At 72.8% G+C, this 25307-nt stretch carries 19 protein-coding genes and 1 pseudogene; 2 read left to right on the forward strand and 18 right to left on the reverse strand.

Translation table 11 applies throughout. The annotated features are described in order from the left end of the window. Window positions 1-116: 116 nt before the first annotated feature. A complete protein-coding gene (locus tag OHT01_RS09245; protein ID WP_328552643.1) occupies window positions 117-1691 on the forward strand; it encodes a CocE/NonD family hydrolase in 1575 nt (524 codons plus the stop codon). Between the two features lie 48 nt (window positions 1692-1739). Here OHT01_RS09245 and OHT01_RS09250 read toward each other — a convergent pair. The 10 genes and pseudogenes from OHT01_RS09250 to OHT01_RS09300 form a co-directional block, all read right to left on the reverse strand. Continuing rightward, window positions 1740-1984: pseudogene (locus tag OHT01_RS09250) on the reverse strand (amino acid ABC transporter permease); the annotation flags it as partial. A gap of 376 nt (window positions 1985-2360) precedes the next feature. After that, window positions 2361-2801: a DUF6278 family protein gene (locus OHT01_RS09255; RefSeq protein ID WP_328552644.1), complete on the reverse strand. Its 441-nt coding sequence runs from the start codon at window positions 2799-2801 to the stop codon at window positions 2361-2363. Window positions 2802-3028: 227 nt separating this feature from the next. Then, a complete protein-coding gene (locus OHT01_RS09260) occupies window positions 3029-3808 on the reverse strand; it encodes an exodeoxyribonuclease III (protein ID WP_328552645.1) in 780 nt (259 codons plus the stop codon). Between the two features lie 99 nt (window positions 3809-3907). Beyond that, entirely contained in the window at window positions 3908-4543 is a 636-nt protein-coding gene (locus OHT01_RS09265; RefSeq protein ID WP_328552646.1) for an MBL fold metallo-hydrolase, read from the reverse strand. 71 nt (window positions 4544-4614) lie between these two features. Then, window positions 4615-5910 carry a bifunctional 3-oxoadipate enol-lactonase/4-carboxymuconolactone decarboxylase PcaDC gene (pcaDC, locus tag OHT01_RS09270; RefSeq protein ID WP_328552647.1) on the reverse strand — a complete coding sequence of 432 codons (1296 nt, stop codon included), beginning with the start codon at window positions 5908-5910 and terminating at the stop codon, window positions 4615-4617. 287 nt (window positions 5911-6197) lie between these two features. Further along, complete coding sequence (locus OHT01_RS09275; protein WP_443043519.1) at window positions 6198-8480, reverse strand: SWIM zinc finger family protein; 2283 nt, start codon at window positions 8478-8480, stop codon at window positions 6198-6200. A gap of 305 nt (window positions 8481-8785) precedes the next feature. Further along, window positions 8786-11776, reverse strand: coding sequence for a DEAD/DEAH box helicase (locus tag OHT01_RS09280; RefSeq protein WP_328552649.1), 2991 nt, complete (start codon window positions 11774-11776; stop codon window positions 8786-8788). Between the two features lie 114 nt (window positions 11777-11890). Next, window positions 11891-12472: a sugar kinase gene (locus OHT01_RS09285; protein ID WP_328552650.1), complete on the reverse strand. Its 582-nt coding sequence runs from the start codon at window positions 12470-12472 to the stop codon at window positions 11891-11893. Next, window positions 12469-13653, reverse strand: coding sequence for an ROK family glucokinase (locus OHT01_RS09290; protein ID WP_328552651.1), 1185 nt, complete (start codon window positions 13651-13653; stop codon window positions 12469-12471). Before OHT01_RS09290 ends, OHT01_RS09285 begins: the two co-directional genes overlap by 4 nt. A 354-nt stretch (window positions 13654-14007) precedes the next feature. Continuing rightward, window positions 14008-14745, reverse strand: coding sequence for a GntR family transcriptional regulator (locus OHT01_RS09300; RefSeq protein WP_328558068.1), 738 nt, complete (start codon window positions 14743-14745; stop codon window positions 14008-14010). 128 nt (window positions 14746-14873) lie between these two features. Between OHT01_RS09300 and OHT01_RS09305 the strand changes: the two genes are divergently transcribed. Then, the gene (locus tag OHT01_RS09305; RefSeq protein ID WP_328552652.1) at window positions 14874-15887 is read left to right on the forward strand and encodes a Gfo/Idh/MocA family protein; all 1014 of its coding nucleotides are present in this window, start codon (window positions 14874-14876) and stop codon (window positions 15885-15887) included. Between the two features lie 355 nt (window positions 15888-16242). Here the strand turns inward: OHT01_RS09305 and OHT01_RS09310 are convergent, their stop codons facing one another. The 8 genes from OHT01_RS09310 to allB all read right to left on the reverse strand — a co-directional run bounded on the left by OHT01_RS09310 (window position 16243) and on the right by allB (window position 25245). Then, on the reverse strand, window positions 16243-17418 hold the full coding sequence (locus OHT01_RS09310; RefSeq protein ID WP_328552653.1) for a cytochrome P450 family protein: 1176 nt from the start codon (window positions 17416-17418) through the stop codon (window positions 16243-16245). Window positions 17419-17468: 50 nt separating this feature from the next. Next, complete coding sequence (locus OHT01_RS09315) at window positions 17469-18140, reverse strand: response regulator transcription factor (protein ID WP_328552654.1); 672 nt, start codon at window positions 18138-18140, stop codon at window positions 17469-17471. 148 nt (window positions 18141-18288) lie between these two features. Next, complete coding sequence (locus tag OHT01_RS09320; RefSeq protein WP_443043372.1) at window positions 18289-19578, reverse strand: sensor histidine kinase; 1290 nt, start codon at window positions 19576-19578, stop codon at window positions 18289-18291. Window positions 19579-19964: 386 nt separating this feature from the next. After that, complete coding sequence (locus tag OHT01_RS09325; protein WP_328552656.1) at window positions 19965-20357, reverse strand: ribonuclease; 393 nt, start codon at window positions 20355-20357, stop codon at window positions 19965-19967. A 214-nt stretch (window positions 20358-20571) separates the two neighbouring features. Beyond that, window positions 20572-21180 (reverse strand): dihydrofolate reductase family protein, encoded by a 609-nt coding sequence (locus tag OHT01_RS09330; RefSeq protein WP_328552657.1) that lies wholly within the window; start codon window positions 21178-21180, stop codon window positions 20572-20574. 417 nt (window positions 21181-21597) lie between these two features. Further along, window positions 21598-22410, reverse strand: a complete 813-nt coding sequence (locus tag OHT01_RS09335; protein WP_328552658.1) for an AIM24 family protein — start codon at window positions 22408-22410, stop codon at window positions 21598-21600. A gap of 100 nt (window positions 22411-22510) precedes the next feature. Further along, window positions 22511-23659 carry an allantoicase gene (gene alc, locus OHT01_RS09340; RefSeq protein WP_328552659.1) on the reverse strand — a complete coding sequence of 383 codons (1149 nt, stop codon included), beginning with the start codon at window positions 23657-23659 and terminating at the stop codon, window positions 22511-22513. A gap of 245 nt (window positions 23660-23904) precedes the next feature. Beyond that, window positions 23905-25245, reverse strand: coding sequence for an allantoinase AllB (gene allB, locus OHT01_RS09345; protein ID WP_328552660.1), 1341 nt, complete (start codon window positions 25243-25245; stop codon window positions 23905-23907). Window positions 25246-25307 lie beyond the last annotated feature (62 nt).

Here is a 25307-nt window from a genome sequence, read left to right on the forward strand (position 1 = left end):
GAAATGAACACTTCAACAATCGTTACTCGCACGTAACTTACCGACGGGTTACTTCGAGTACGCCGACGAGGTTACCGTCGGGTCACTTTGCACTGAACCGAGTGAGGGGTGACCCGTTGGGACACGGTCGCAAGGCACTGCGCACATCCGCCGTCGGCGCCGTCTCCGCGACGCTGATCGCGGCGGCGGGTCTGGGCCTGGCGCCCGCCGCCCAGGCCTCCGGCAGCACGAACAGTGTCCGCTTCGTCGACATCTCGGGCGACGGCGGCACGATCCTCAAGGCCAACGTCGTCACCCCGGCGGGAGCGGACGGCACCAGCGCCTACCCGCTCATCGTCCTGCCCACGAGCTGGGGGCTGCCGCAGGTCGAGTACCTCGCACAGGCCCAGAAGCTCGCGGACTCCGGCTATGTGGTGGTCGGCTACAACGTGCGGGGCTTCTGGCAGTCGGGCGGCGAGATCGACGTCGCGGGCCCGCACGACACCGCCGACGTGTCCAGGGTGATCGACTGGGCGCTCGCCCACACCCCGGCCGATCCGCGGAAGATCGGCGTGGCGGGCGTCTCGTACGGCGCCGGGATCAGCCTGCTCGCCGCCGCGCACGACAAGCGCATCAAGGCGGTCGCGGCCCTGAGCGGCTGGGCGGACCTGACCGAGTCGATCTACTCCGGGCGCACCGAACACGTCCAGGCGGCCGCCCTCCTGGACGGCGTCGGAAACATCGTCGGCCGCCCCAGCGCCGAGACCCAGCAGGTGTTCAAGGACTTCTTCTCGGCGGACCCGGCGAACGAGCAGAATCTGATCGCCTGGGGGAAGAAACGTTCCCCCGAGACCTACGTCGACGAGCTGAACAAGAACGGCGCCGCCGTCTTCATGGCCAACGCCTGGGGCGACACGGTCTTCTCGCCCAACCAGTACGCGAAGTTCTACGGGGAGCTGACCGGGCCCAAGCGGCTGGAGCTCCGTCCGGGCGACCACGCCACCCCGGAGATCACCGGCCTGCTGGGACTCCCGAACGACGTGTGGACCGACACCGGCCGCTGGTTCGACCACTATCTGGCGGGCAAGGACAACGGCGTCGACCGCGAACAGCCGGTGCGGCTCAAGTCCCGTTCCACGGACGGCTACGAGGGCTATCCGGACTGGAAGTCGGTCGGCGCGACCACGCGGAGGATCCCCCTCGGCGGCACCACCCGGATCCACACGAACGTCGACTCGGGCGCGGACGGCGGGGTCATCTTCCTGTCGAGCATCCTCGACCAGCTGGCCCGGATTCCGCCGATGGCCTCGATCCCGCTGCTGCCACGCTACTGGGCCGCGGTGTGGCAGTCGGAGAGGTACGCGAGCGCCCAGCACATACGCGGCACCGCAAGGCTGCACACCACGGTCACCGCCACCAAGGAGAGCGGCACGCTCATCGCCTACCTCTACGACGTGGGCCCGTTCGGCCTCGGCAAGCTGGTCAGCAACGCGCCGTACACCTTCCACGGGCGGACGCCCGGCGAGCCGTTCGGTGTGGACCTGGACCTGTTCTCCACGGCCTACGACGTCCCGGCCGGGCATCGTCTCGCCCTGGTCGTCGACACGGTGGACCCGCTCTACATCGAGCACAACCCGTCCGGCGCGCAGCTGACCTTCTCTTCGCCGGAGCACGACCCGTCCTACGTGTCGGTGCCCCTGCGCGAGCAGTGATCTCCGGCTGCCGCCGGCCGGGCCTGGCCCTGTGAGCTGCTGCTCCCCCTACGGTGTCGGGGCTGTGGGGGGAACCCCACCCGGCAGCAGCGTCCCTGGTGCGGCCGGAGCCACGTCCACGGCCTCGGTCTCGGGACTGCGCCACTCCCACCGGGACGCCCAGGGGCGGACCACGAGAACGGCACACACATCCCGATGCGGATCGGCGAGATCACCGTCACCACGGGGATGAACGGCAAATCGTAGTCGAGGATCGGCCCGATCAGCTTCCCAGCGCGAAGGAACCCCTCGTACGGGAAGGACGTCGGGCCGATCCGTGTCCGCGGCTCCAGGAGGTTCAGCGGAGGGCACGCTCGTACGCCCGCTTCCGCAGGGGCGGGTGCGGGCGCCGAGTCCTTTGCCTCACGCGGCAGTTGGAGATCCGGCCAGGGACGGGCGCCTGGCCGGGCGGGCGGTCCGGTGCGGGCGGTCCGTCCTCGGGGGGCCGGCGGTCCTCGGGGGGCCGGCGGTCCTCGGGGGGTCGGCGCTCACGAGTTACTCCCCCTTGCCGACCGCGAGGTCGACGCCCTGCGGAACACGCGGCTCCCCGAAGTACTCGTTCACGTCGTGCGGCTCGATCAACGGATCGACGGCCGTCCCGGGCCTCCCGTGGGAGCCCCCGGGGGCGCTTCAGGCCTCCGCGGCCTCGGCGTACATCTGGGACAGCTCGGGGACGCCCTGCACGGCCCAGTCGAGCCCGGCCTCGACGACCGGGATCTCCCGGCCCGAGGGGAGCCTGACCGCCGGACTGCCGCCGGGCCAGACGTGCCAGGCGGCACCCGGCACCGTGCGCACGACGACCGTGCCGAGGTAGAGACCTGCGTCGTTGCCGAGCCAGGGCAGCGCCTCGGGGTCCTCGCGCCAGAGCGGCAGGAGCTGATCGAGCGCCACCAACGAGGCCGGGGTGTCGTCCAGTTCGAGGCCGACGGCCGCGGCCTGGGAGCGGAGCAGTCCACACTCCGAGAGCAACTCGGCGACACCAGCCGGATCGTCCTCGAAGGCGACGGCGAGGGGCCGGTCCCGCCGCACGGGATACCGACTGCGCCATTTGTCCAAGAAGGGGATGTTCATGACCGGCCTCTCCGTGGGGTGCGATCACCGGAGCTCCGCGTTCCCGGCATGGACAAAATGCATCTTGCGGCACGTGGTCGCGGAATCGGCCGATTGGCGGGGCGGGTCGTGTCGATTCCGGACCTCGCCCTACTCCTTCCCCGGCGGGGCGAGCCGCACCCCCGCGGAGGACGCCCGTCATCCGCGGATCTCAACGTGGCACGGTCTCCCCGCTCGCCGGACAGGTCCTAGACGTCCAGGTCGACGACGACCGGCGCGTGGTCCGAGGCACCCTTGCCCTTGCGCTCCTCGCGGTCGACGTACGCGTCCTTCACCGCCGTCGAGAACGCCGCGTTCCCGTAGACGAGGTCGATGCGCATACCCCGGTTCTTCGGGAAGCAGAGCTGACGGTAGTCCCAGTACGTGAACGGGTGGTCGTACTTGAGGGGGCGCGGGACCACGTCCGTCAGGCCCTCCCCGCGCAGGGCGGCCAGCGCGGCGCGCTCGGCGGGAGTGACATGGGTCAGGCCCTCGAAGGCGGCCACGTCGTAGACGTCGTCGTCCGTGGGCGCCACGTTGTAGTCGCCGAGGACCGCGAACGGCCGGCCACCCGCCGCGTCGCCCGCCACCGCGGCCCGCAGGGCCTCGAACCACTGGAGCTTGTACGCGTAGTGGGCGTGGTCCACCTCGCGGCCGTTCGGCACGTACACCGACCAGACGCGCACCGGGCCGCAGGTCGCGGAGACGGCCCGGGGCTCCTCCACGCCCTCGTACCCGGGGTCGCCGGGCAGGCCCCTGACCACGTCCTCCAGGCCGACCCGGGAGATCACCGCCACTCCGTTCCACCGTCCCGTGGCGTGCACGGCGGCCTCGTAGCCCAGCTCGCGCAGCGGTTCGGTCGGGAACTGCTCGGCGGCGACCTTGGCCTCCTGGAGGCAGAGCACGTCCGTGCCGCTGCTCTCCAGCCAGGCCAGCAGCCTCGGGAGACGGGCGGTGATCGAGTTCACGTTCCAGGTGGCGATGCGCATGCCTCACAACCTACCGGGCGGGTACGACAACGGTTCCGCACACGGCACCCGGCCGCCGCAGGGACAGCGCGGGAGGACCCGGGGTTCCTGACGGGCGGCTCAGATCTCCGCCGACGCTCCCGGTGCGAGCCGCAGATGCTCGGAGCCGCCGAGAGCACCGATCTGACCGTCGTAGACCGGCCGGGCGAGGTCCGTGAGCAGGGCGTCGTGGATGTCGTACGCCCGTTGCGGCTTGACCTCGCGGACGTAGTCGATGACCTCGGAGATCTTGTTCCAGGGGGCCATCACCGGGAGCATCAGCGTCTCGACCGGCTGGTCGGGGACGGTGAGCGCGTCACCGGGGTGGAAGACCCGGCCGCCGTCGACGAGATAGCCGACGTTGGTGATGCGCGGGATGTCGGGGTGGATCACGGCGTGCAGTTCGCCGTGCACCTGGACGTCGAAGCCGGCGGCGGTGAACGTGTCACCGTGGCCGACGGTGTGCACCCGGCCGGGGAAGGCGGCGGAGACCTTCTCCGCCACCGACCGCAGGGTCCAGATCTCGGCCGCCGGGTTGGCCTCCATGCCGGCCCGGAGGCGATCCTCGTTGAAGTGGTCGAGGTGCTCGTGCGTGACCAGGATCGCCTCCGCTCCGACGGCCGCGTCCTCCTCCGTGAAGGTCCCCGGGTCGATGACGAGCACACGCCCGTCCTTCTCGAGCCGAATGCAGGCGTGCGACTTCTTCGTGAGCTTCATGGGTCCATCCTCCCCCTTCTCGACGCCGGGGAGGGCTGTCGAGAAGGGTGCTCCCACTACCAGGCTCAAGATCACTCCTGGGGCGTGGTCTCCTCCCGGATGACCTGCTGCGCCACCTTGAAGGCGCTGTTGGCGGCCGGGACACCGCAGTACACGGCCGTCTGGAGCAGCACCTCCTTGATCTCCACCGGGGTGAGACCGTTGCGCAGCGCGGCACGGGTGTGGAAGGCGAGCTCGTCGAGATGGCCGCCCGCGACCAGGGCGGTGAGCGTGACACAGCTGCGCGAGCGCCGGTCCAGTCCGGGCCGGTCCCAGATCTCGCCCCACGCGTACCGGGTGACGAACTCCTGGAAGTCCCCGGAGAACTCGTCCGCCGAGGCCAGCGCCCGGTCGACATGCGCGTCCCCGAGCACCTCGCGGCGCACCTTGATCCCGATGTCGTAGGGATCGGGCCGCCCCATGGTCTCGGGCGGTACCGGGGCCGGGGCGATCTCGGCGAAGGGCGCGACCGGCGGCGGGGCGGCCGGCACGGGGTACGCCGGGGCGGCCTGGATCGCCAGCTGGCCGGATGTCGAGTCGAACGCGGGCTGCCAGGCGCCGGAGAAATGCCGCACCAGCAGATCCGTGACGGCGGCGGGCTGCTCCACGGGAACCAGGTGCGAGGCACCGGGGACGACCGCGAGGCGGGCGTCCGGTATCCCGGCGACCAGCGTGCGCGCCTCCGCGGGCCCGGTGACCTGATCGTCGGAGCCGGCCAGGACGAGGGTGGGCACTCCCACCATGCCCAGTTCGGTCCGCACGTCGAAGGCGGCGAGCGCCTCGCAGGCCGCGATGTAGCAGCCGGGGTCGGTGGTGCGCACCATCTGTACGGCCCACTCGGTGATCGCGGGCTGGGCGGCGGCGAAACCGCTCGTGAACCAGCGTTCGGGCGAGGTACGGGCGATCGGGTCGAGGCCGTTCGACCTCACGATCACTCCGCGCTGCCGGAACTCGTCGGCCGTGCCGAAGCGGGGCGACGCGGCGATCAGCGCGAGGGAGGCGACCCGCTCCGGCCGGCGCAGCGCCAGTTCGATGCCGAGGGCCCCGCCGAACGCGCAGCCGGCGTACCCGAATCGCTGGATACCGAGCCGGTCGAGCGTGGCGAGCAGCCGCCCGGCGAGTTCGGCGACCGATCCGGCGGGATACGCGGGGGCTCCGCCGTGTCCAGGCAGGTCGAAGCGGAAGACCCGCCAGCTCTGTGCGAGCTCCGGGACCTGCCTGTCCCACATGTGCCAGGTGGTGCCGAGCGAAGGTCCGAGTATGAGAACCGGAGCGTCTTCCGGGCCGTCGACGCGGTACTGGAGGGCAGGGGTGTTCGTCTCACTCACCTCCCCACGCTAGCTTCCAGGCCCGTCCGGGCGGAAATGGGGCCCGTTCGTCCACGCCGCCCACACGGGGTCACCACATGTATTCACACCGTGGTCGAACGCTCGTGCCACCGCACGTGCCGACTCGAACCGGACCGGCACGACGCGGACCGATACGGCTCGGACCGGCTTGGACCGGCACGGCTCGGCTCGGCTCGGACCGGCTCGGCTCGGACCGGCTCGGCTCGGCTCGGCTCGGGAAGCCTGTCCGCCTCGGAATCCACCCCGGCTCACCGGAGCCCGGGCACTCAGAGTTCGCCCGGCGCGCCGAGGCCCGTCAGGGCGCCGACCGGGTCGAGGTCGGGGGTGCCCCGGGGCCACCAGTCGTCGTGGCCGGGCTCGGACTCGTAGGCGTACCACAGGCCGTTGCGGCCGAGGCGGAGCTGGGCGTGGCCACGCGGGTGGGTGAGGTGGTTGCGCCAGGGGCGGAAGGCCGGGAAGTCGGCGGCCATCAGCAGCGGCCGGGCCCGGTCGAACCGGCCCGCCGGAGGGTCCCACACCTCTTCGAGGACACTGAGCGCCTCGAACCCGCCCTGCCGCCAGGCCGCGACCGCCCGAGCCAGATCGGCCGGGGTGCGGCCGGTCGCGGAGGCGAGGGAGGAGTACAGGGCGCGGGTGGCGGCCGTGAGACCCGAACCCGGCCGGGCCGCGGCGAGGCGCACCGCGTCCTGCCAGAGGGTCAGGTCCGCGACGGGATCGCGGCCCGACGTGAGCAGGGCGTGCGCGCGGGCGGCCGCGTCCGTGGCCAACTGGTCGAGCGCGAACGGGTCCGGGCCGCCCGGCGCCCCCGGATACGTCGGCGGTTGCCCGGGGTGCGCGGGCGGCGGCAGCGGAGCGGGGAGCGCGGGCAGCACGCGACGCGCGAGGGCGTCGCGGGCCCGCACCCCGGGAAGGGGTGCCGGATCCCGGTCCTGGGCGGCACGGGCCGCTCGGGCGGCGTTGCGCCGGGACAGCGCGTCGAGCAGCTCGCGCTCGCCGCGGCCGCGCAACAGGAACAGGACGAACGGGTCCTGGTCCAGCAGCCGGGCCGTCTGGTAGCAGAGCGCGGCCGCGTGCTTGCAGGGGTGCCCGAAGTCGGGGCAGCTGCAGTGCGGTTCGAGTTCGCCTGGGCCGGGGAGCAGTTCGACACCGCAGTCCGCGAGCGACCTGGGCATCTCCTTGTCGAGCAGCGCGGCGATGTGTCCGGGCCGGTCGGCGGCGGCGTCGAGGAAGCGGTCCCAGTCGTCGTCGGTCAGGGTCCGCACCCTGACCTGGACGCGGTACGGCCGCGGTCGGCTGCCGTGCACATACGCGAGGACGAGCCCGGGGGTGACGGTGATGGCGTCGACGTACCCCTGTCCGGCGTACGTCCGCCCGCGCGCCAGGCGTGCCGCGTCCAGCGCCCCCTCCTCCAGCGCCGTGACCCACGCGTTGCCCCACCAGGTCTCCGCGAACCCACCGGCCTCCCGGACCCGCGCCGGGAAGGCGGGGAACGTGCGGCGCAACTCTCCGTCGCGGCCGGGGGACGCCATGGAGCGAGCGGTCGCCGCGGGGTCTCCCGGCCGCGGGCGCGCGGGCAGGAAGGGCTCGGGGTCGAGGGAGCCGGGGGCGAACGGCTCGGGGAGCGCCGATGTCTCCCGCTCGGGCCCGGGGCGCACCGGCCGCGCGAGGTCCGCGGCCAGGTCGTGGTCCCGGTCGTGCGTCGCCTCGCCGGTGTCGTCGGCGGGATCCGACGGGTGCCCGGTGACGTCGGCCACGTCGGGGGGCAAGCGGAAGGCACTCGCGAGCAGATCACGCAGGTCCCGCTCCTGGGATGCCCGTTCCGCGCTCACCGGGCGCACGGGACCGCGTCGCTCCCGGGAGCCGGCCGAGGACGTCCTGGCGGAGCGGCTCCCGGGGCCGGCTCCCTTGCGCCTGGCCCCTGTCGCCCGCCCGCCGGCGTCGTCCGCACTTTCCGCCCGGACCCGCTTCGCCTCGTCCCGCGCGGCGCGCAACGCCTCGCGGGCGATGTCACCCGGGCGGGCCCGGCCGACGTGGTCGGGCTGGGTACTCCCCGTGTCCTCCGTGACGGAACGGTCCGTCGCGGCCGCCTCCGTCGATTCCACCGGCTCCGTCGCCTCCACCAGCTCCGCCGAGGCCCCGGCGGGGTCCGGACCCGAGCCCGCGTCCGGTTCCCCGTCGGTTGCCGGAAGCGGCGCGTCGCACGATTCCGGCACGCCGCTCGCACCCCGTGCGGAAGCTCCGGCGCCGGAGCCGGAGCAGGAGCCGGAGCAGGAACCCGTGACCGAGCCCGTACCCGAAGCTGCGCCCGAGCCCGTAACCGAAGCTGTGTCCGAAGCCGTACCCGAGCCCGTACCCGAAGCTGTGTCCGAGCCCGTAACCGAAGCTGTGTCCGAAGGCGTATCCGCGGCCTTCGCCGACGCGGTCGCCCGGCGCAGGGCCTCGCGGGCGGCGTCGCTCGGCCTGGTCCCGGGGGTGGACGCGCTCCGGGACGCCTCGGACGGGGCGGGCACCCCGGACGAGGAAACCGGTGTGGACGGCATGGACGGCATGGACGACGTGCGGGTCACCGCTTCCCTCGCGGCGCTCGCACCGGCGCCCGCGCCCGAACCGCCGACAGCACCCGCGCCACCAGCAACACCCGTATTGGCCACGGCACTTGAGTGCTCGTCGGTCGCCGCCGTCTCCCGGCCGTCCCGCCGCTCCCGCTCCTCGCGCTCCTTGTCCCGCGCGGCGCGCAACGCGCGACGGGCCGCGTCGGCGGGGCGCTCCCCGGTCACGGGACGGGGCTCGTCGGTGCCGTCGGCCGGTTCACCGGCTCCTGCTCGCGCCACGCGCGGCTCCTCCTCGGTCCCGCTCACGCCGGCCTCCGGAGCGATACGAGGTCCGACAGCTCGCGGTCGGTCAGCTCCGTCAGGGACGCCTCGCCGGAGCCGAGGATCGCGTCGGCGAGGGCCCGCTTCGCTTCGAGCATCTCGGCGATGCGGTCCTCCACCGTGCCCTCGGTGATGAGGCGGTGGACCTGGACGGGCTGGGTCTGGCCGATGCGGTAGGCACGGTCGGTGGCCTGCTCCTCGACCGCGGGGTTCCACCAGCGGTCGAAGTGGAAGACATGGCCCGCGCGGGTGAGGTTCAGACCGGTGCCGGCTGCCTTGAGGGACAGCACCAGGATCGGGGTCGCCCCGCTCTGGAAGCGGTCCACCATGTGTTCGCGTTCGGCGACCGGTGTGCCGCCGTGCAGGAGCTCGACCGGGACGGCACGGGCGGTCAGGTGCTCCGTGATGAGGCGGGCCATACCCACGTACTGCGTGAAGACCAGCGCGGAGCCGTCCTCGGCGAGCAGCGTGTCCAACAGCTCGTCGAGCAGGGCCAGTTTGCCCGAGCGGGCGGAGGGGCCCTGCGCGACGGCCCGCGCGTCCTCCTTGAGGAACAGGGCCGGGTGGTTGCAGATCTGTTTGAGGGAGGTCAGGAGCTTGAGGACCAGTCCCCTGCGGGCGATGCCGTCGGTGGTCTCGATCGCCAGCATGGACTCGCGGACCACCGCCTCGTAGAGGGAGGCCTGTTCGCGGGTGAGCGGGACGGGGTGGTCCGTCTCCGTCTTGGGCGGGAGCTCGGGGACGATTCCGGGGTCGGACTTCTTGCGGCGGAGCAGGAACGGGCGGATCAGCCGGGCCAGTCGGGCCACGGCCTCCTCGTCCTCGCCGTTCTCCACGGCGCGCGCGTGCCGGGCGCGGAAGGACTTGAGGGGGCCGAGGAGTCCGGGTGTCGTCCAGTCCAGCAGGGCCCACAGTTCGGAGAGGTTGTTCTCCACGGGCGTGCCGGTGAGGGCGACGCGCGCCGGGGCCGGGATCGTCCGCAGGGCCTTCGCCGTCGCCGAGTAGGGGTTCTTGACGTGCTGCGCCTCGTCGGCGACGACCATGCCCCAGTGCTGGTCGGCGAGCTGGGCGGCGGCGGAACGCATGGTGCCGTAGGTGGTGAGGACGAAGCCGCCTCCGAGACCGTCGAGGGTGCGGTCGGGGCCGTGGAACCGGCGCACGGGGACACCGGGCGCGAAACGGGTGATCTCCCGCTGCCAGTTGCCGAGCAGCGAGGCGGGGCAGATCACCAGGGTCGGTTCGCTGCGGGCCCGCCGCAGGTGGAGCGCGATGAGTGTGACGGTCTTGCCGAGTCCCATGTCGTCGGCGAGGCAGCCGCCGAGGCCTAGGGACGTCATGAGGTCCAGCCAGGCGAGGCCGCGGAGCTGGTAGTCCCGCAGGCGGGCGTCCAGGCCGGGGGGCGGCTCGACGGGGGTGACGCCCGCGGTGAGGCGGTCGCGCAGTGCGGCGAGGGCGCCGACCGGCACGGCCTCGACGGTCTCGCCGTCCACCTCGGCGGTTCCGGTGAGCGCGACGGAGAGGGCGTCCACGGGGTCGAGCAGGCCCAGTTCCCGCTTGCGGGCCTTGCGGACGAGGGCGGGGTCGACCAGGACCCACTGGTCGCGCAGCCGGACGACCGGCCGGTGGGCCTCGGCCAGGGAGTCCATCTCGGCCTCGCTGAGCGGGTCTCCGCCGAGGGCCAACTGCCAGCGGAACTGGAGGAGTTCCTCGCTCTCGAAGAAGCCGGTCCCGTCGGTCGCGGATCCGGGCGCGGGGCGCACGACCGCGGCGGCGCTCAGGTCGTGGGCCAGGTCCCGGGGCCAGTGCACGGCGACACCGGCCGCTCCGAGCCGGGTCGCCACGACCCCGAGCAGGTCCGACAGCTCGTCCTCGGAGAGGGCGAGCACATCCGGCGCGTCCTGTTCGGACAGACGGTCGAGGGGTGGCCAGACCCGGGCGGCGCGACGGACGGCGAGGGCCGCGTCGACGCGGGCGCGGGGTCCGAACACCGCGTCCGCGTCCCCCGCCCACAGGGCGGCCGCGTCGACGACGAGGGTGGGGTCGGCGAGGCTGTGCACCTGGACGACGGCGGCGCCCGCGCGCCGCGCTCCCTCGTCGTCGTCGAAGAGCTGGTGGGCGGACAGGTCCAGACGCAGCGAGATGCGGACGCCCGCGTCCATGCCCGCGGCGACCTCGGCGGCCCAGTCGTGCGCGCCCGGCAGCCGCTGCGGCTCGCGCGCGGCGAAGGGCTTGCCCGAGGTGTGGGGCGCGGCCGGGGTGCGGGGCAGGGTGTCGGCGACCGCGTCCAGGAAGGACCGCATCAGCGCCTCGGGCTCGGGCAGCCGGAGCGGTCCCTTGCCGGGCAGGGGGACCGCGTGTCCCTCGTACGGAAGCGCGGCGGCGACCTGCCTCAGATGGGCGATGTCGTCCTGGTCCAGCGGGCCCGCTCGCCAGGCGTCGAAGCCGTCGGGGGTGAGTCCCGGCAGCAGGCGTCCGCGGGCGACGAGGCGCAGCGCGTGCAGGGCGGCGGCACCCCAGCAGGCGGTGGCGGGATGGGACCCGGGGTCCCGTCGTGCTCCGGCGAGCAGGGGCAGGGCTTCGGCGAGGGGGAGGATCAGCGCGGGGACGGTGCTCCTGCGGACTCCCCGGCCGTGCGGTCGTACGACTGTCAGTTCGGCGTGCTCGCGCCCGGGCGTCCCGGTGCCGGGTGCGGACGGTGCCGGCCCTTCGGGGTGCTCCACCGGCCGAGGGTTGTCCTCGTCGTCCGGGGCGGGCAGGTGGTCACCGCTGGGGTCCCAGAACGCGACGCGTCCCTCGCGGGGCAGCGGCGCGGGCAGGAAGACCGCGGCGAGCCGCGCGGAGGGCGGACGGCCGGAAGACGGCCGGTCGAGCTCCCGCGTCCGCGGGTCCGCACCGGACACGGATGGCGTCCGTACCGATGGCACGGCCGCGGAGGGCACCCGCGCGCTCACCACGTCCACACTGTCCCGCATACGCCCGGTCACCTCCCGCCCGTCGGTCGAATCAGTTGTCCTCGACTCTACGGGCGGGGTCTGACAACGGGCTCCCACGGCCGCGGCGGGCGGCCGTGGCCCCGGCCGGCCGGGCTACGGGATCGTGCGGGAGACGAGGTACACCATGGGCTGGTCCGTCCCGACACCGTTCACCACGATGTCCTGGGTCGGCGCCGGATCCTTCTGCTTGTGCACGAGTCCCCACCAGGGGCCGGGGCCCGTGAACTCCCAGCCGACGACCTTCTGGTTGCGGTCGTTGATGGTGATGTGGTCCTTCTTCAGGGCGGCGGTGCTGGTGCCGACGGTCCTGAGGAACCAGTCGAGGCCCGCGCGGGTGGTGCGGAACTGGACGTACAGCCGGCTGGTCTTCCAGTTGTTCGTCTCGTAGTACGCGACCTCGGTCGAATCGGCGGGCATGGCCACCTGGTAGAGGCGCCGCTGGACGCGCGAGGGCCAGGCCGCGGTGAGGCCGGTCGCCGAGTACTTCGCCTCCTTGTCCTTGCCGCTGTTGCGGCTCTGGTCTGCGGAGATCACCAGGTATCCGGCGGGTACGCCGATGAGCAGCACGATGATCAGCAGGGTCAGGGCGCGGCGGCGGAACCGGTGGCGCGGGTCCTCCGGCGGCCGCTGCGGTTCGTCCGGAGGCGACGCCTGGCGCGGGAGCGAGGCGGTCACAGCGACTCCTGCTGGGGCGTGCGACGGGACTCGGCGTAGCGCTCGTACCGCTCGTAGCGCTCGACGCGGCGCCGCTTGGCGCGCCGGAAGCGGCGGGCGACGAGGCGCGCCAGGTCGGCGGCGCCGACCATGCCGGCCTCGGGGCCGAGCTGGGCACGCGCGATCCGGGCCTCGGGGCGGTAGCCGCGGCCCGTGAGGTGCCGGCGGAAGGCGTCGCGCGCGGGGCCGATCAGCAGGTCGTCGGCCGCGCTGACGCCGCCGCCGATGACGAAACAGGAGGGGTCCAGCGCGGCGGCCAGGTTGGCGATGCCGACGCCGAGCCACTGACCGATGTCCTGGAGGAGTTCGACGCACATGGCGTCGCCGTCGCGGGCCAGCTCGGTGATCATCGGGCCGGTGATGTCGGCGATGTTGCCCTTGACGTGCTCGATGATCCCGTACGCCACCGGGGAGTCGGCCGCGGCGAGCTCGCGGGCCTCGCGGACCAGCGCGTTGCCGGAGCTGTACTGCTCCCAGCAGCCGCGGTTGCCGCACGGGCAGCGGTGGCCGCCGGGCACGACCTGCATATGGCCGAACTCACCGGCGACACCGAACTTGCCCCGCTTGACCTGCCCGTCCTCCAGGATCGCGCCGCCGATACCGGTACCGAGCGTGATCATCACGAGGTGGTCCTCGCCGCGTCCGGCGCCGAAGCGCCACTCGGCCCAGGCGGCGGCGTTGGCGTCGTTGTCGACCAGGACGGGCACGGCGAGCCGTCCGGCGAGGCGGTCACGCAGCGGCTCGTTGCGCCAGGACAGGTGGGGGGCGAACAGGATGCGGTTGCGCTCGGCGTCGACCCATCCGGCGGCGCCGATGCCGACGGCGTGCACGTCGTGCCGGTCGGAGAGGTCCAGCACCAGTTCGACGATGGTGTCCTCGACGACCTTGGGGCTCTTGGACTTGTCCGGCGTCTCGGCGCGGACCTTCTCCAGGATGTTGCCGTCGGCGTCCACGACGCCCGCCATCACCTTCGTGCCACCGATGTCGATGCCGACGGTGGGGACGCGGGGTGCCGTCAGATGGGAACGGCGCTCGCGTGTCCCCACGGTCCGCAGGACGGTGGCCCGCGCGGAGCCGATCGGGGTGCCCCCTGCTCGACCGGAGCCGAGAGCTCGGGGCAGCGCGTCGCGGTAGGTGCTCATCGCGCCGATTCTGCCCTACGCCGCACCGCGGCCGCACCGTGGAAGCGCGGGGACGTGTGTGACGCGTGAGCCGTCCGTGGCCTGTCCCGGCCGGCCGGCACGGCCGTACGGGTCATCCCTCCGCGCCCCTCGGCCGGCTCGGTTCTCCCGCTCGTGCCGCGGGCCGTCCGGCCGCCTTCCGCCCGCCGACTGGCGGGTCGGCTCTTCCCGCATGATCGCGTCCCGGGTGCCGCTGCCGGACATCGTGCCGCGCTTCAGCGGGACGGGACGATCACCCACGAGGCGGGCGTGACGCGGACCGCGGGTGATGAACACAACACCCGGTCCGGCGTCCCGTGCGGCGGCCGCACAGGGTCACGGCCGTACGAGGAGCTGGAACTCGAAGGAGTAGCGCGAGGCGCGGTAGATGTGGGTGCCGAACTCGACGGCGCGGCCGGTGTCGTCGAAGGTGGTCCGCTGCATGGTGAGCACGGGGGCCCCGGTCGGCTCGCCGAGCCGCTCGCCCTCCTCCTCGCTGGCCGCGCGGGCGCCGACGGACTGGCGGGCGCTGTGCAGGGTGATTCCGGCGCCGCGCATCAGCCGGTACAGGCCGGTGGCCTCCATCCGCTCGCTGTCGAGGTCCAGCAGCTTGGGGGGCAGGTAGTTGCAGAGGTACGCCATCGGCTCACCGTGCGCGAGACGGAGCCGCTCGACACGGTGGACCTCGCTGCCCTCGGCCACCCCGAGTGCCGCTGCGACCGCGGTGGACGCCGGTTCGACGGTGTTGAGGACCACCTGGGTCGCCGGACGCTGGCCCGCCGATTCCAGGTCGTCGTAGAGACTGCTCAGTTCCATGGGCCGTTTGACCTGGCTGTGCACGACCTGGGTGCCGACACCGCGGCGCCGTACGAGCAGCCCCTTGTCGACGAGGGACTGGATGGCCTGGCGGACCGTGGGGCGGGACAGGCCGAGCCGTGCGGCGAGCTCGATCTCGTTGCCGAGCAGGCTGCCCGGGGTCAGCGCTCCGCGCTCGATGGCGGCCTCGAGCTGCTGCGAGAGCTGGAAATAGAGCGGGACCGGGCTGCTGCGGTCGACGCTGAGCTGGAGCGACACGGTCGGATCCACATCTGGTTTGGCCACGGATCGAGCGTAGCTCCGGGAGATGTTGACGGGAAGTTGTGAAGTTCGATTGTCCGGACAAACCATTGACAGCATGATGGGTCGGCCCTCAGTTTGTTCCCATGCGCATCGGACTCATCGGAGCGGGTCGTATCGGTACATTCCACGCGGCCACTCTCAGCCGTCACCGTGAGGTCGGCGGCTCCCTCATCGTCACGGACGCCGACCCCGCACGGGCTCAGCGGCTGGCGGACCGGCTGGGCGCGACGGCCGCGCCCGGCGTGAACGAGATCTTCACCTGGGGTGTGGACGCGGTGGTCATCACCGCCGCCACCTCGGCCCACGCCGAACTGATCGGTCGGGCAGCACGCTCCGGACTCCCGGTCTTCTGCGAGAAGCCCATAGCCCTCGACCTGGCGGGCACGCTGGCCGCGCTCGCGGAGGTCGACGCCGCCGGAACGGTCCTGCAGATGGGTTTCCAGCGCCGCTTCGACGTGGGCTACACGGCCGCCCGTGAGGCGGTGCGGTCGGGCAGGCTCGGCCGGCTGCACACCGTACGCGCGATGACGTCGGACCAGTCGCCGCCCCCGGCCGGCTACCTCCCCCTTTCCGGCGGGCTCTACCGCGACTGTCTGATCCACGACTTCGACATGCTGCGCTGGGTCAGCGGCCGCGAGGTCGTCCAGGTGTACGCGACCGGCTCCGACGCCGGGCCCCCGATGTTCCGCGAGGCCGGCGACATCGACACCGGCGCGGCCGTCCTCACCTTCGACGACGGCATGCTCGCGACGGCGACGGCCACCCGGGTGAACGGCGCGGGCTACGACGTCCGCATGGAACTCTCCGGCGAACTGGACCAGATCGCCGTCGGCCTGGACGACCGGACGCCGATCGCCTCGACCGAACCCGCCGGCCCCCCACCTGCGGACAAGCCGTGGACGGGCTTCCTGGAACGCTTCGGCCCCGCGTACGAGGCGGAGCTCGCCGCCTTCGTCGAGGTGGTCCGCGGCGAACGCGCCAACCCCTGCGACGGGCGTGAGGCACTGGAGGCGCTGCGCATCGCCGAGGCCTGCGAGCTGTCCCGGCGTGAGCGGCGCCCGGTGTCACCGGCGGAGATCCCGGGGGGCCGGGCCTGAGACGGTGCGCGCGTCGCGCCCGGGGGCCCGGCCGCGCGGTCCCTCGTCCGGGGGCCACGCGGCCGGGCCCTCCCGATCGCCCCCGAGCAGCCGGTCGCCGTACGCGCACATCAGGCGGTACGGCCGCCATGTCCGGCGGACGGCACGTCGGGCGGGCGCTACGTCGAGCAGTAGGGCCGCCACGTCAGCCGACGTCACATCAGGTGGGCGGCACGTCGGGCGGTAGGGCCACCACGTCAGGCGGACGGCACGTCGGGCGGTGGGACCGGGGCAGGTCGGTCCGGACCGGGTGCTCGAACGCCGTCGGTCGCCCGGCCCGCCGGGGAGGAAGCGGTGGAGGCCCGACTCGGGCCGTTCACCAGCGGACCGGCATACGGCGCACGCCTCGCATCAGCATGCCGGGCAGCCAGCCGCTCGGAGGTCCGTCGAGCGCCAGGTCCGGGCACCGCTCCAGCAGGGAGCGGAGCGCCACCCGTGCTTCGAGCCGGGCCAGCGGCGCTCCCAGGCAGTAGTGGATACCGTGCCCGAAGGCGAGATGACCGCGGGTCTCGCGCCCGATGTCGAACCGGTCGGGTGCCGGATAGCGCGCTCCGTCGCGGTCGGCCGCGGTGAGGCCGATCATCACCTCTTCCCCTGACGCGATCGCCGTGCCACCGATGTCGAGCGGCTCCGCGGCGTAGCGGAAGGTCGCGTTCTCCACCGGCCCCTCGTAGCGGAGCGTCTCCTCGATGACCCCGTCGAGGAGCGTCATGTCGGCGCGCACCGCGGCGAGTTGGCCGGGGTGGGTGAGCAGGGCCCGGACCGCGCCGGAGACGAGATTGACCGTCGTCTCGTGCCCGGCGACCAGGAGCAGGAACGCCATGCCGCGCAACTCCCTCGGCGAGAGGCGGTCACCGTCCTCCGCGGTGGTGCGGATCAGACCGCTGAGCAGGTCGTCCGTGGGACCCGCGCACCGCTTGTCCTCGATCAAGTCGCCGAGGTAGGCGGACAGTTGGACAAAGGCCTGGTACTCGGTCCCGGAGTCGGTGGGCGCCACCGTCTCCACGGACAGCGCGCGGAAGGCGGCCCGGTCCGGCTCGGGCACCCCGAGCAGCTCGCAGATGACGGTCAGCGGGAGCGGATAGGCGAAGGACTCGACGAGGTCGGCGTGTCCGCGCGGCAGCATCGCGTCGATCAGCTCGTCGGTGATCTCCTGGATCCGCGGGCGCAGTGCCGCGACCCGGCGGCCGGTGAACTCTCCCGCGATCAGCGTCCGTAACCGGGTGTGCTGCGGCGGGTCGGCGACCAGCAGATGCTTGCCGATCATCTCCTCGCCGTAGAAGGTGATGCCGATCTTGTCGGCGTCCTTGGCCAGGCGCGGGTCGGCGAGCGCGGCCCGCGCCTCCTCGTACCCGACGACGAGCCAGGTCTCGTGCGACGCGTCCGGCGGCGGCAGCCGCACCCGGTGCACAGGACCGAGTGCGCGCAACTCGGCGTAGACCGGATGCGGGTTCTCGGTGAACCGCTCTCCGTACTCACCCAGATCGATCACGACATCCCCTCCCGTTACCGCGTCACCGGTCGAACGCGCGAGGGCCCCGATCAGTGCCCGTCCTCCTCCAGCAGTCCGGCGTCGTACGTCAACAAGGCGATCTGCACCCGGTTGTTGAGGTCGAGCTTGGCGAGGATGCGGGAGACGTGGGTCTTGACCGTGGCGATGCTCATGAACAGTTGGGCGGCGATCTCCGCGTTCGAACCGCCGCGCCCGACCGCGACGGCGACCTCGCGCTCGCGCTCGTTCAGGACGGCCATCCGTGAACGCGCTCCGGATCTGCGGGTGTCGAGGGCCGAACCCGCGGCGTGCGCCATCAACTGACGCGTGACGGTGGGCGACAGCACCGGGTCCCCGGCCGCGACCCGGCGTACCGCAGCGAGGATCTCCGCGGGAGGCGTGTCCTTGAGGACGAAGCCGGCCGCGCCCGCGCGCAGAGCGCTCAGCACCTGTTCATCGGCGTGAAAGGTCGTCAGGACCACGACCTGGGGCGCCTTCTCCCGTCCGCGCAGCCGTGCGGTGGCGGTCAGTCCGTCGACGACCGGCATCCTGATGTCCATCAGGACGACGTCGGGGCGGGTGCGGTCGACGAGTTCCTCCACCGCGCCGCCGTCCGCGGCCTCGCCGACGATCTCGACGTCCTCCGCGCCGCCCAGCATGAGAGCCAGCCCCGCTCTCACCAAGGGATCGTCGTCGACGAGCAGCAGTCGAATCGCAGTCATGCACCCCACCCAACCAGTTCCCCGCCCCCGTCCGAGCGGGGCCCGGGGCTCCGCACCGGACCCCGGTCGGAACCCTGGGCCGGCTCCGCGCCGGGCCCCGCTCCTCGACCGCCGGACGGGCCGTGTCCCGTCCCGCTCCCGCGAACGTTCAGCCACCCCACGGCAACCACGCCCGAATCCGGAACCCCCCGTCCCCCGCCGCCCCGTCCCCCACGGCCCCGTGCTCCAGCCGCCCTCCCGCCAGCGTCGCCCGCTCCGTCAGCCCGATCAGCCCCTGCCCGGAGCCGGGGACCTTGGGCACCTGACCCGGCGGCGCGGGGTTGGCGACGGTCACGGTCAGGCCCTCTCCGGCGACTCCCCGCACCGTCACCGTGACCTCCGCGCCCGGCGCGTGCTTGCGGGCGTTGGTCAGCCCTTCCTGGGCGATGCGGTACGCCGTGCGGCCCACGGAGGCGGGTACCGCGGCCGGGTCGGCGACCCGGTTGTCGAGGACGACCTTCATGCCGGCGGAGCGCGACTCGGCGACCAGCCCGTCGAGCGCGGCGAGGGTCGGCTGCGGCCGACCCGCGTCGTCGGAGTCCCCGGCCCGCAGCACCCCGATGATCTCGCGCAGGTCCTGCAGTGCCTCGTGCGCGCTCTCCCGGATGACCCCGGCGGCACGGGCGACCTCCTCCCGGGGCGCGTCGGGCCGGAACTCCAGCGCCCCCGCGTGCACGCTCAGCAGTGTGAGCCGGTGCGCAAGCACGTCGTGCATCTCCCGCGCGATGGCCTCACGGGCGAGCCGCTGCGCCTGCTCGGCTCGCAGTGCCGCCTCGGTCTCGGCCCGCCGCGCGCGGTCCCGCAGGCTCAGCATGAGCTGGCGCTTGGACCGGACGAACATGCCCCAGCCGACGACGGCGGAGGTGAGCAGCGCGGTGACGGCGAGGGCGGCGAGGTACGGCAGGTCGGGGTCGGGCCGCAGCCAGAAGAACGCCGGGAGAAGCGCGAGCTGGACACCGGCGACGCAGGCCACGTACCGGAAGGGCCGGTGCACGGCGAGGGTGAAGAGGGCGACCAGGCCCGCGCCGCCCGCCGTGTTCGAGACCAGCCCGACCGGGATCATGGCGACGGCGAGCCCGAGCGGCCATCGCCGCCGCAGCCAGACCGCGGCACAGGCGAGCGCGCCGAGCGCCTGGTCGGCGACGGCGAGACCGTGCGGGATGTCCGGGTCGTCGGTCACGGTGTTGGCGGCCAGCAGACCGATGGCGACGGCCAGCAGGAAGCAGCCGAAGTCGACGACCCAGTCGCGCAGGGTGCGCCGCGGCCGTCCGGAGGGCGCCGCACGGTCGGCGTCGGGGTCGAGTTCCGCGGCCACGGCCGACGGCAGCAGCCAGCGCCGGCCCGGCAGGGCCGACGCCGGCTCGTCACGCGGCACGGACGCCGGCTTGTCACCACTCACGGTCGACAAATCTACGCAGCCCGACCTGCCGCCACCTCCCCGCGAGCCGGATCCCCGACCAAAGTCGCACCGCTTCAGACTTTCGTCGGGCGCGGGCCGGCGGAGTTCCCTCGCCCGTCGCGGAGTCGGCCCGCCCGGTCGACCACGCAGAGCACGGCGCGCAGCGACGCCGTCAGGACGGAGGTGTCCCGGCCCACGCCCCGGCGTTCGGTGCGGTCGACGCGGCACCGCGGGTGACGTCGGTCCGGACGCACCTCGCCCCGCGGCCGATGTGGTGGGGGGGCCGCGGGGCGAGGGTCGTTCCGGGAAACGGATCCCGAAGGTGGCGCACGGTGGAACACGGTGGAGCACGGCGGAACGCTCCGGAACCGCCGGTCACACGCTGATCAGCAACCGAAGTTGATCAGGTTGAACGTGACGTAGTGGTCCGAGGTGTAGTAGTCCTCCAGGGTCTTCTTGCCGGTCACGATGCGACGGGCACCGCGCGTCGAGGAGCCGGGCGTGATGACCGTGTACTCGTGGTAGTAGCCGGTGGACTGGGAGGGCAGGACACCCTCCCGGTTCTGGAAGACCACGCCGTCCTGCGAGTACGGGAAAGGGCCTCCCGAGTCGATCAGGTCCAGCGTGTCGTACGCCTGGGACGGCAGCGCGCTGTAGCAGATGCTGCCGACGGCGGTCGCCGCCGCGTCGGCCGGAGCCACGGCGGCGCCACCGACGAGCAGGGCGGACATGAGGGCCACGAGGGCACCGATACGAGTGGTACGTGGGGGGAATCTCATGGACCTAGAATGACGCGCGTAGAGCGTGTCATGTCAATGTCAAGGACGTTGATTTCTCCCGCCGAGTCCGATGAATTTTCCGGGAGTTAACCTCGTGCGCGGCGCACTCGCGCGGCCCCGCTGACACCGGCACACCGCCCACCGGGCCCGTCGCCCCGGCCGCCCGGCTCGGGACGACGGGCAGGGGCGGGGACGACGAACCGGGGCGACGCGGCTAGTAACTGCCGTACGTGGGGCGGCCTTCGCGCTCGTACGTGTGGATGGCGACGCCCGCGCCGGTGGTCAGACCGCCGGTGTGCCGGAACGCGGTGGGTGCGGCGCCCTCGGCGAAGAGGCGTCGGCCCTCGCCGAGCACGACGGGGAAGGTCATCAGATGCAGGGTGTCGACCAGGCCGAGCGCGAACAGGGACTGGGCGAGCACGGCACTGCCGTGGACCTGGACCTCGCCCTCGGTGCGCTCCTTGATCGCGGCGACCTCCTTGCCGAGGTCTCCGGTGAGCACGGTCGTGCCCTCCCAGGCGGGCTCCGTGAGCGTCGAGGAAGGGACGTACTTGGGCAGGGAGTTGAGCTTGGACGCGATCAGGTTCTCCGGGTCGGTGATCTTCGGCCAGTAGCCCGCGAAGATCTCGTAGGTGCGCCTGCCCAGCAGAAAGGCGTCCACGCGGGAGAAACCGTCGGTGACGAAGCGGCCGAAGTCGTCGTCGCCGTAGGGGACGCTCCAGCCGCCGTGCCCGAAGCCGCCGCTTCGGTCCTCCTCCGGACCGCCCGGGGCCTGGTGGACTCCATCGAGCGTGACGAAAGCGGTGAGGGTGAGCTTGCCCATGGCGGTGCCTGCCTTCTTGCGGTGGGGTCTGCTGTCATCAGGGCAGACCCCAGCGGCGCCCGCAACTCATCGGTCGGTCCCACGACGGAGTCGACCGGCAGCCGTCCGGCGGATCCGGGGCGGAGCCACCAGCACTCTTCAGGCGGATCCGGGGCGGAGCGACCGACACGCGTCCGGCGGATCCGGGACGGCGTCACCGGCCCGCGTCCGGCGCTTGCGTGACAGCTTCGGCACGCGTCGGTCAGCGGTGCGCCCACCGTCGCACGTCGGCTCGGCCGGACCAGCCGGATTGGCGGTACCGGCCGGATTAGCCGGACCGGCCGGAGTGGCGGAACCAGTCGGAGTGGCCGGACCGACCGGATTAGCGAACCAGCCGGATTAGCGGGACCAGCCGGATTGGCCGGACCGGCCTGCGGCTCAGCCCTCGTTGGTTGAGAAGAGCCCGCCCGTCGGGCCCTGCTTGTCGCCGCCCTGGGCCTTTCTCAGGGCGTTGGCGAGGCTCTCGATGGTGAGGGACTGCAGGATCACCCGCCCGTTCCCCTCCAGCGTGGCGAGCGACAGGCCCTCGCCGCCGAAGACCGCGTTCATCAGCCCCTGCCGGTTGAGGCCGCCGATGCGCTGGACGCCGTACTGGATGCCCTCCTCGAAGGCGACCACACAGCCCGTGTCGACCTCGATGCGGCCGCCGAAGTCGGCCGGGTTCAGGTCGATGAAGTTGCCCGCGCCCGCGATGATCACCGTGCCGTGGCCGGTGAACTTCTCCAGGACGAATCCCTCGCCGCCGCTGCGCCCGGTCCGGCCGCCCTGGAAGGCGATGCCGAACTGGACGGTCGACTCCGCCGCCACGAAGGCGTCCTTCTCGGCGAACCACGCGCGCGTGCCGTCGAGCTCCAGGGCGCGCATCTCGCCGGGCAGCACACCGGCGAACCCGACGGTGCCCTCGCCGCCCGTGGACGTGAAGTACTGGAACGCCAGCGACTCGCCCGCGAGGGCGCGCTGGCCGGCCTGCATGGCGGTGCCCACGGCCTGGCGCAGCATGCCGCCCATGCCACCGCCGCCCTGCTGACCACCGCCCCCGCCGCCCGACGGCCCGGAGAGCCGCGTCTCCATGGTCACGTTGGTCGTCTTGAACAGGAACTTTCCCGCTTCGCAGTACACGGTCTGTCCGAGGCGCAGGTTGACGACCGCCATCTGCATGGCGGTGCCGACGATTTCTTGCTGAAGAGTCACGCCGGAAGAACGCGGGAGGTGGAGCAAAGAGTTCCAGCCCTCCGGGTGACGTCCGGCGCCCCTGCCGACGCGGGACGACGCCGAGCGGTGGAGGCGGGAGTCAGCCGCCCAGTTCCAGGTGGCGGGCCCTCAGTCCTGACGCGCCCTCCTCGGTCAGGGAGCCGTACAGGCGCAGGCGGGAGATGCCCCCGTCCGGGAAGATGTCCACGCGCGCGTGGGTGGCCGCGACGGGTGCGTCCAGGGTGAAGCGGTGGTTGGTGTCGGGCTGCAGGCGGGTGCGGGGCAGGACCTCCGTCCACTCCCCCGCGTCGCCCTCCCCTGCCTCGCCGCCGTTCCGCACCGACACGGAGGCCCATCCGGCGCTGTTGCCCTTGAGGTACGCCGTGTCGATCTCGACGGCCCGGATCTCGGACTGGGCGACGAGCCGGTAGCGGATCCAGTCGTTGCCGTGGTCGCGGCGCCGGCGGGTCTCCCAGCCGTCGTCCATCTGACGGGAGCGGCCCGGCTGGATGGTGTTGGTGGCGGGCGAGTAGAAGCGGTCGGAAGCGTCCTCGACCTGTCCGCCGTTCTCCAGGGCGACCACGTCGAAGGTACCGAGGACGGTCAGCCAGCGCGGGTCCGGCACGACCTCGCCATGGACACGCAGCCGTGCGATGCCCCCGTCGGGGTGCTGGTTGACGCGCAGATGGGTGAAGCGCTCCTCGATGGAGACGGCGAACCCGTTGGCCGCGTGACCGCCGACCTGTGTGCGCGGTACCAGCGCCGTCCACTTCACGTCGTCCGCGAGAAGTTCGTCGGGGGACGGGGATCCGGGCACCGACGCGCCCTCGACCGACACCTCCCGCGGGTAGTTGCCGCGGAAGTGGGCCGTGTCGACGACGATCCCGCGGACCACGCCGGGGGCACCGAGGCGTACCAGGGCCCAGTCGTGGTCCTCGGCGGTCGGCCACGGGTGCCCGGCCGAGGCGCCACGGCGGCGCCGGGTCTCCCAGCCGTCCATGATCTTCCCCTTGTGCCCGAAGTGCTCGGGGTCGAACTCGGCGGCCCCGGGCACGAGGAGGTTCTCGCGCTCGGCGAAGAACTCGTCGTTGGCCGCGACGACCCCGGCGCCGAGCTGCCGGTCGGCCAGGTTGGCGTACCGGGTGAAGGGGAAGTCGGCGGTGCGGTAGTCGGCGTACGGGTCGCCGCCTGCGTAGGGGTTCGCGTCTCCGGTGAAGGTGGCCGGAACGGGTGGGCGCTGCGCCGTCACGATGATCGATCTGCCTTTCGGGGTCGGCCGTTGCGGGTGTGGACGAGGTGCGGGTGCCGGAGTGCGGTGCGGCGGTCGGCGTACGGATCGGGGCGGGAGCCGGCGATCCGTATCCAGGTGAGGAGGGGGATCCGCGAGCGAGACGGATCGGAGAGGGAAATCGGTGGTGGGGAACGGGGGCGGGAAGGGACGGCGGGAAGGGGTCGTCCGGAGCGGTACGGATCGGGCGGGAGGCGGTGGCGGGTTCAGCCGTGGCGGGTCAGGAGGTGTCCGGCGGGCTCGGTGAACTCGCCCTCGGCGACGATGCGTCGGCCGCGCAGCCAGGTCGACTTCACCACGCCGCTGAGGGTCCTGCCCGCGTAGGCCGTCACCCGGTTGCGGTGCTGGAGGGCTGCGGGGTCGACGGTGAAGGTCTCGTCCGGGGCCAGCACCGCGAAGTCGGCGTCACGGCCCGCCTCGATGGCTCCCTTCCGGTCGCCGAGGCCGGCCAGTTCGGCGGTGCGGGTGGACATCCAGCGGACCACGTCCTCCAGGCCGTGGCCGCGCCGCCTGGCCTCGGTCCAGACGGCGGACAGGCTCAGCTGGAGGCCGGAGATGCCGCCCCACGCGGTCGCGAAGTCGTCCGTCTTGAGGTCGGCGGTCGACGGCGAGTGGTCGGTGACCACGCAGTCGATCGTGCCGTCGGCCAGCGCCTGCCACAGCAGGTCCTGGTTGGCGGCCTCGCGGATGGGCGGGCAGCACTTGAACTCGCTCGCGCCGTCCGGGACTTCCTCGGCGGTGAGGGTGAGGTAGTGCGGGCAGGTCTCCACCGTGAGCCGGACGCCGTCCGCCTTCGCGGCGGCGATCAGCGGGAGGGCGTCGCTCGACGACAGATGCAGCACGTGCACGCGCGCGTCGAGACGCCTGGCCTGCGCGACCAGGCTCTCGATGGCGGTGTCCTCGGCGTCGCGCGGGCGCGAGGCGAGGAAGTCGGCGTACTTCCGGCCGCCCCTCTGCGGGGCGGCGGCCAGGTGGTGCGGGTCCTCGGCGTGCACGATCAGCAGGCCGCCGAAGCCGGCGATCTCGGCGAGGGACCGGGCGAGCTGCTCCTGGTCCAGTTCGGGGAACTCGTCGACCCCGGAGGGTGACAGGAACGCCTTGAACCCGAAGACGCCCGCCTCGTGCAGGGGCCGCAGGTCCTTCACGTTGCCGGGGAGCGCGCCGCCCCAGAAGCCGACGTCGATGTGCGCCTTGGAACGGGCGACGTCCGTCTTCTTACGGAGGTTGCCGACCGTCGTCGTAGGAGGGAGGGAGTTGAGCGGCATGTCGATCAGGGTGGTGATGCCACCGGCGGCAGCGGCGCGTGTCGCGGTCCAGAAGCCCTCCCACTCGGTGCGGCCGGGATCGTTCACATGGACGTGGGTGTCGACGAGGCCGGGCAGCAGGACGTCGTCGCCGAAGTCCTCGAACCGGGCGCCGGGCGGAACCCCGGCGTCGTGCGGCAGTACGGCCGTGATCTTCCCCGCGGCGACCGCGACCGAAGCGGCGCGCGTCCCCTCGGGAGTGATGACGCGCGTCGAGCGCAGCAACAGTTCGACATCGGACACCCGGACCCCTCTCTCCGCCGTCGGCTCCCGTTGACGCCGGTTTACTTCCGCGTAACGGAATT

The sequence above is a fragment of the Streptomyces sp. NBC_00358 genome, assembly GCF_036099295.1.
GTDB lineage: Bacteria > Actinomycetota > Actinomycetes > Streptomycetales > Streptomycetaceae > Streptomyces.

What these genes read in the sequence shown, in the direction of transcription:
- OHT01_RS09280 (WP_328552649.1), bottom strand. Translation starts at nt 11,776, where the DNA reads ATGCGGGACAGTGTGGACGTGGTGAGCGCGCGGGTGCCCTCCGCGGCC.
- OHT01_RS09315 (WP_328552654.1), bottom strand. Translation starts at nt 18,140, where the DNA reads ATGACTGCGATTCGACTGCTGCTCGTCGACGACGATCCCTTGGTGAGA.
- OHT01_RS09290 (WP_328552651.1), bottom strand. Translation starts at nt 13,653, where the DNA reads ATGAGCACCTACCGCGACGCGCTGCCCCGAGCTCTCGGCTCCGGTCGA.
- OHT01_RS09325 (WP_328552656.1), bottom strand. Translation starts at nt 20,357, where the DNA reads ATGAGATTCCCCCCACGTACCACTCGTATCGGTGCCCTCGTGGCCCTC.
- OHT01_RS09330 (WP_328552657.1), bottom strand. Translation starts at nt 21,180, where the DNA reads ATGGGCAAGCTCACCCTCACCGCTTTCGTCACGCTCGATGGAGTCCAC.
- OHT01_RS09255 (WP_328552644.1), bottom strand. Translation starts at nt 2,801, where the DNA reads ATGAACATCCCCTTCTTGGACAAATGGCGCAGTCGGTATCCCGTGCGG.
- OHT01_RS09265 (WP_328552646.1), bottom strand. Translation starts at nt 4,543, where the DNA reads ATGAAGCTCACGAAGAAGTCGCACGCCTGCATTCGGCTCGAGAAGGAC.
- OHT01_RS09305 (WP_328552652.1), top strand. Translation starts at nt 14,874, where the DNA reads ATGCGCATCGGACTCATCGGAGCGGGTCGTATCGGTACATTCCACGCG.
- OHT01_RS09275 (WP_443043519.1), bottom strand. Translation starts at nt 8,480, where the DNA reads ATGCCGTCCATGCCGTCCACACCGGTTTCCTCGTCCGGGGTGCCCGCC.
- OHT01_RS09260 (WP_328552645.1), bottom strand. Translation starts at nt 3,808, where the DNA reads ATGCGCATCGCCACCTGGAACGTGAACTCGATCACCGCCCGTCTCCCG.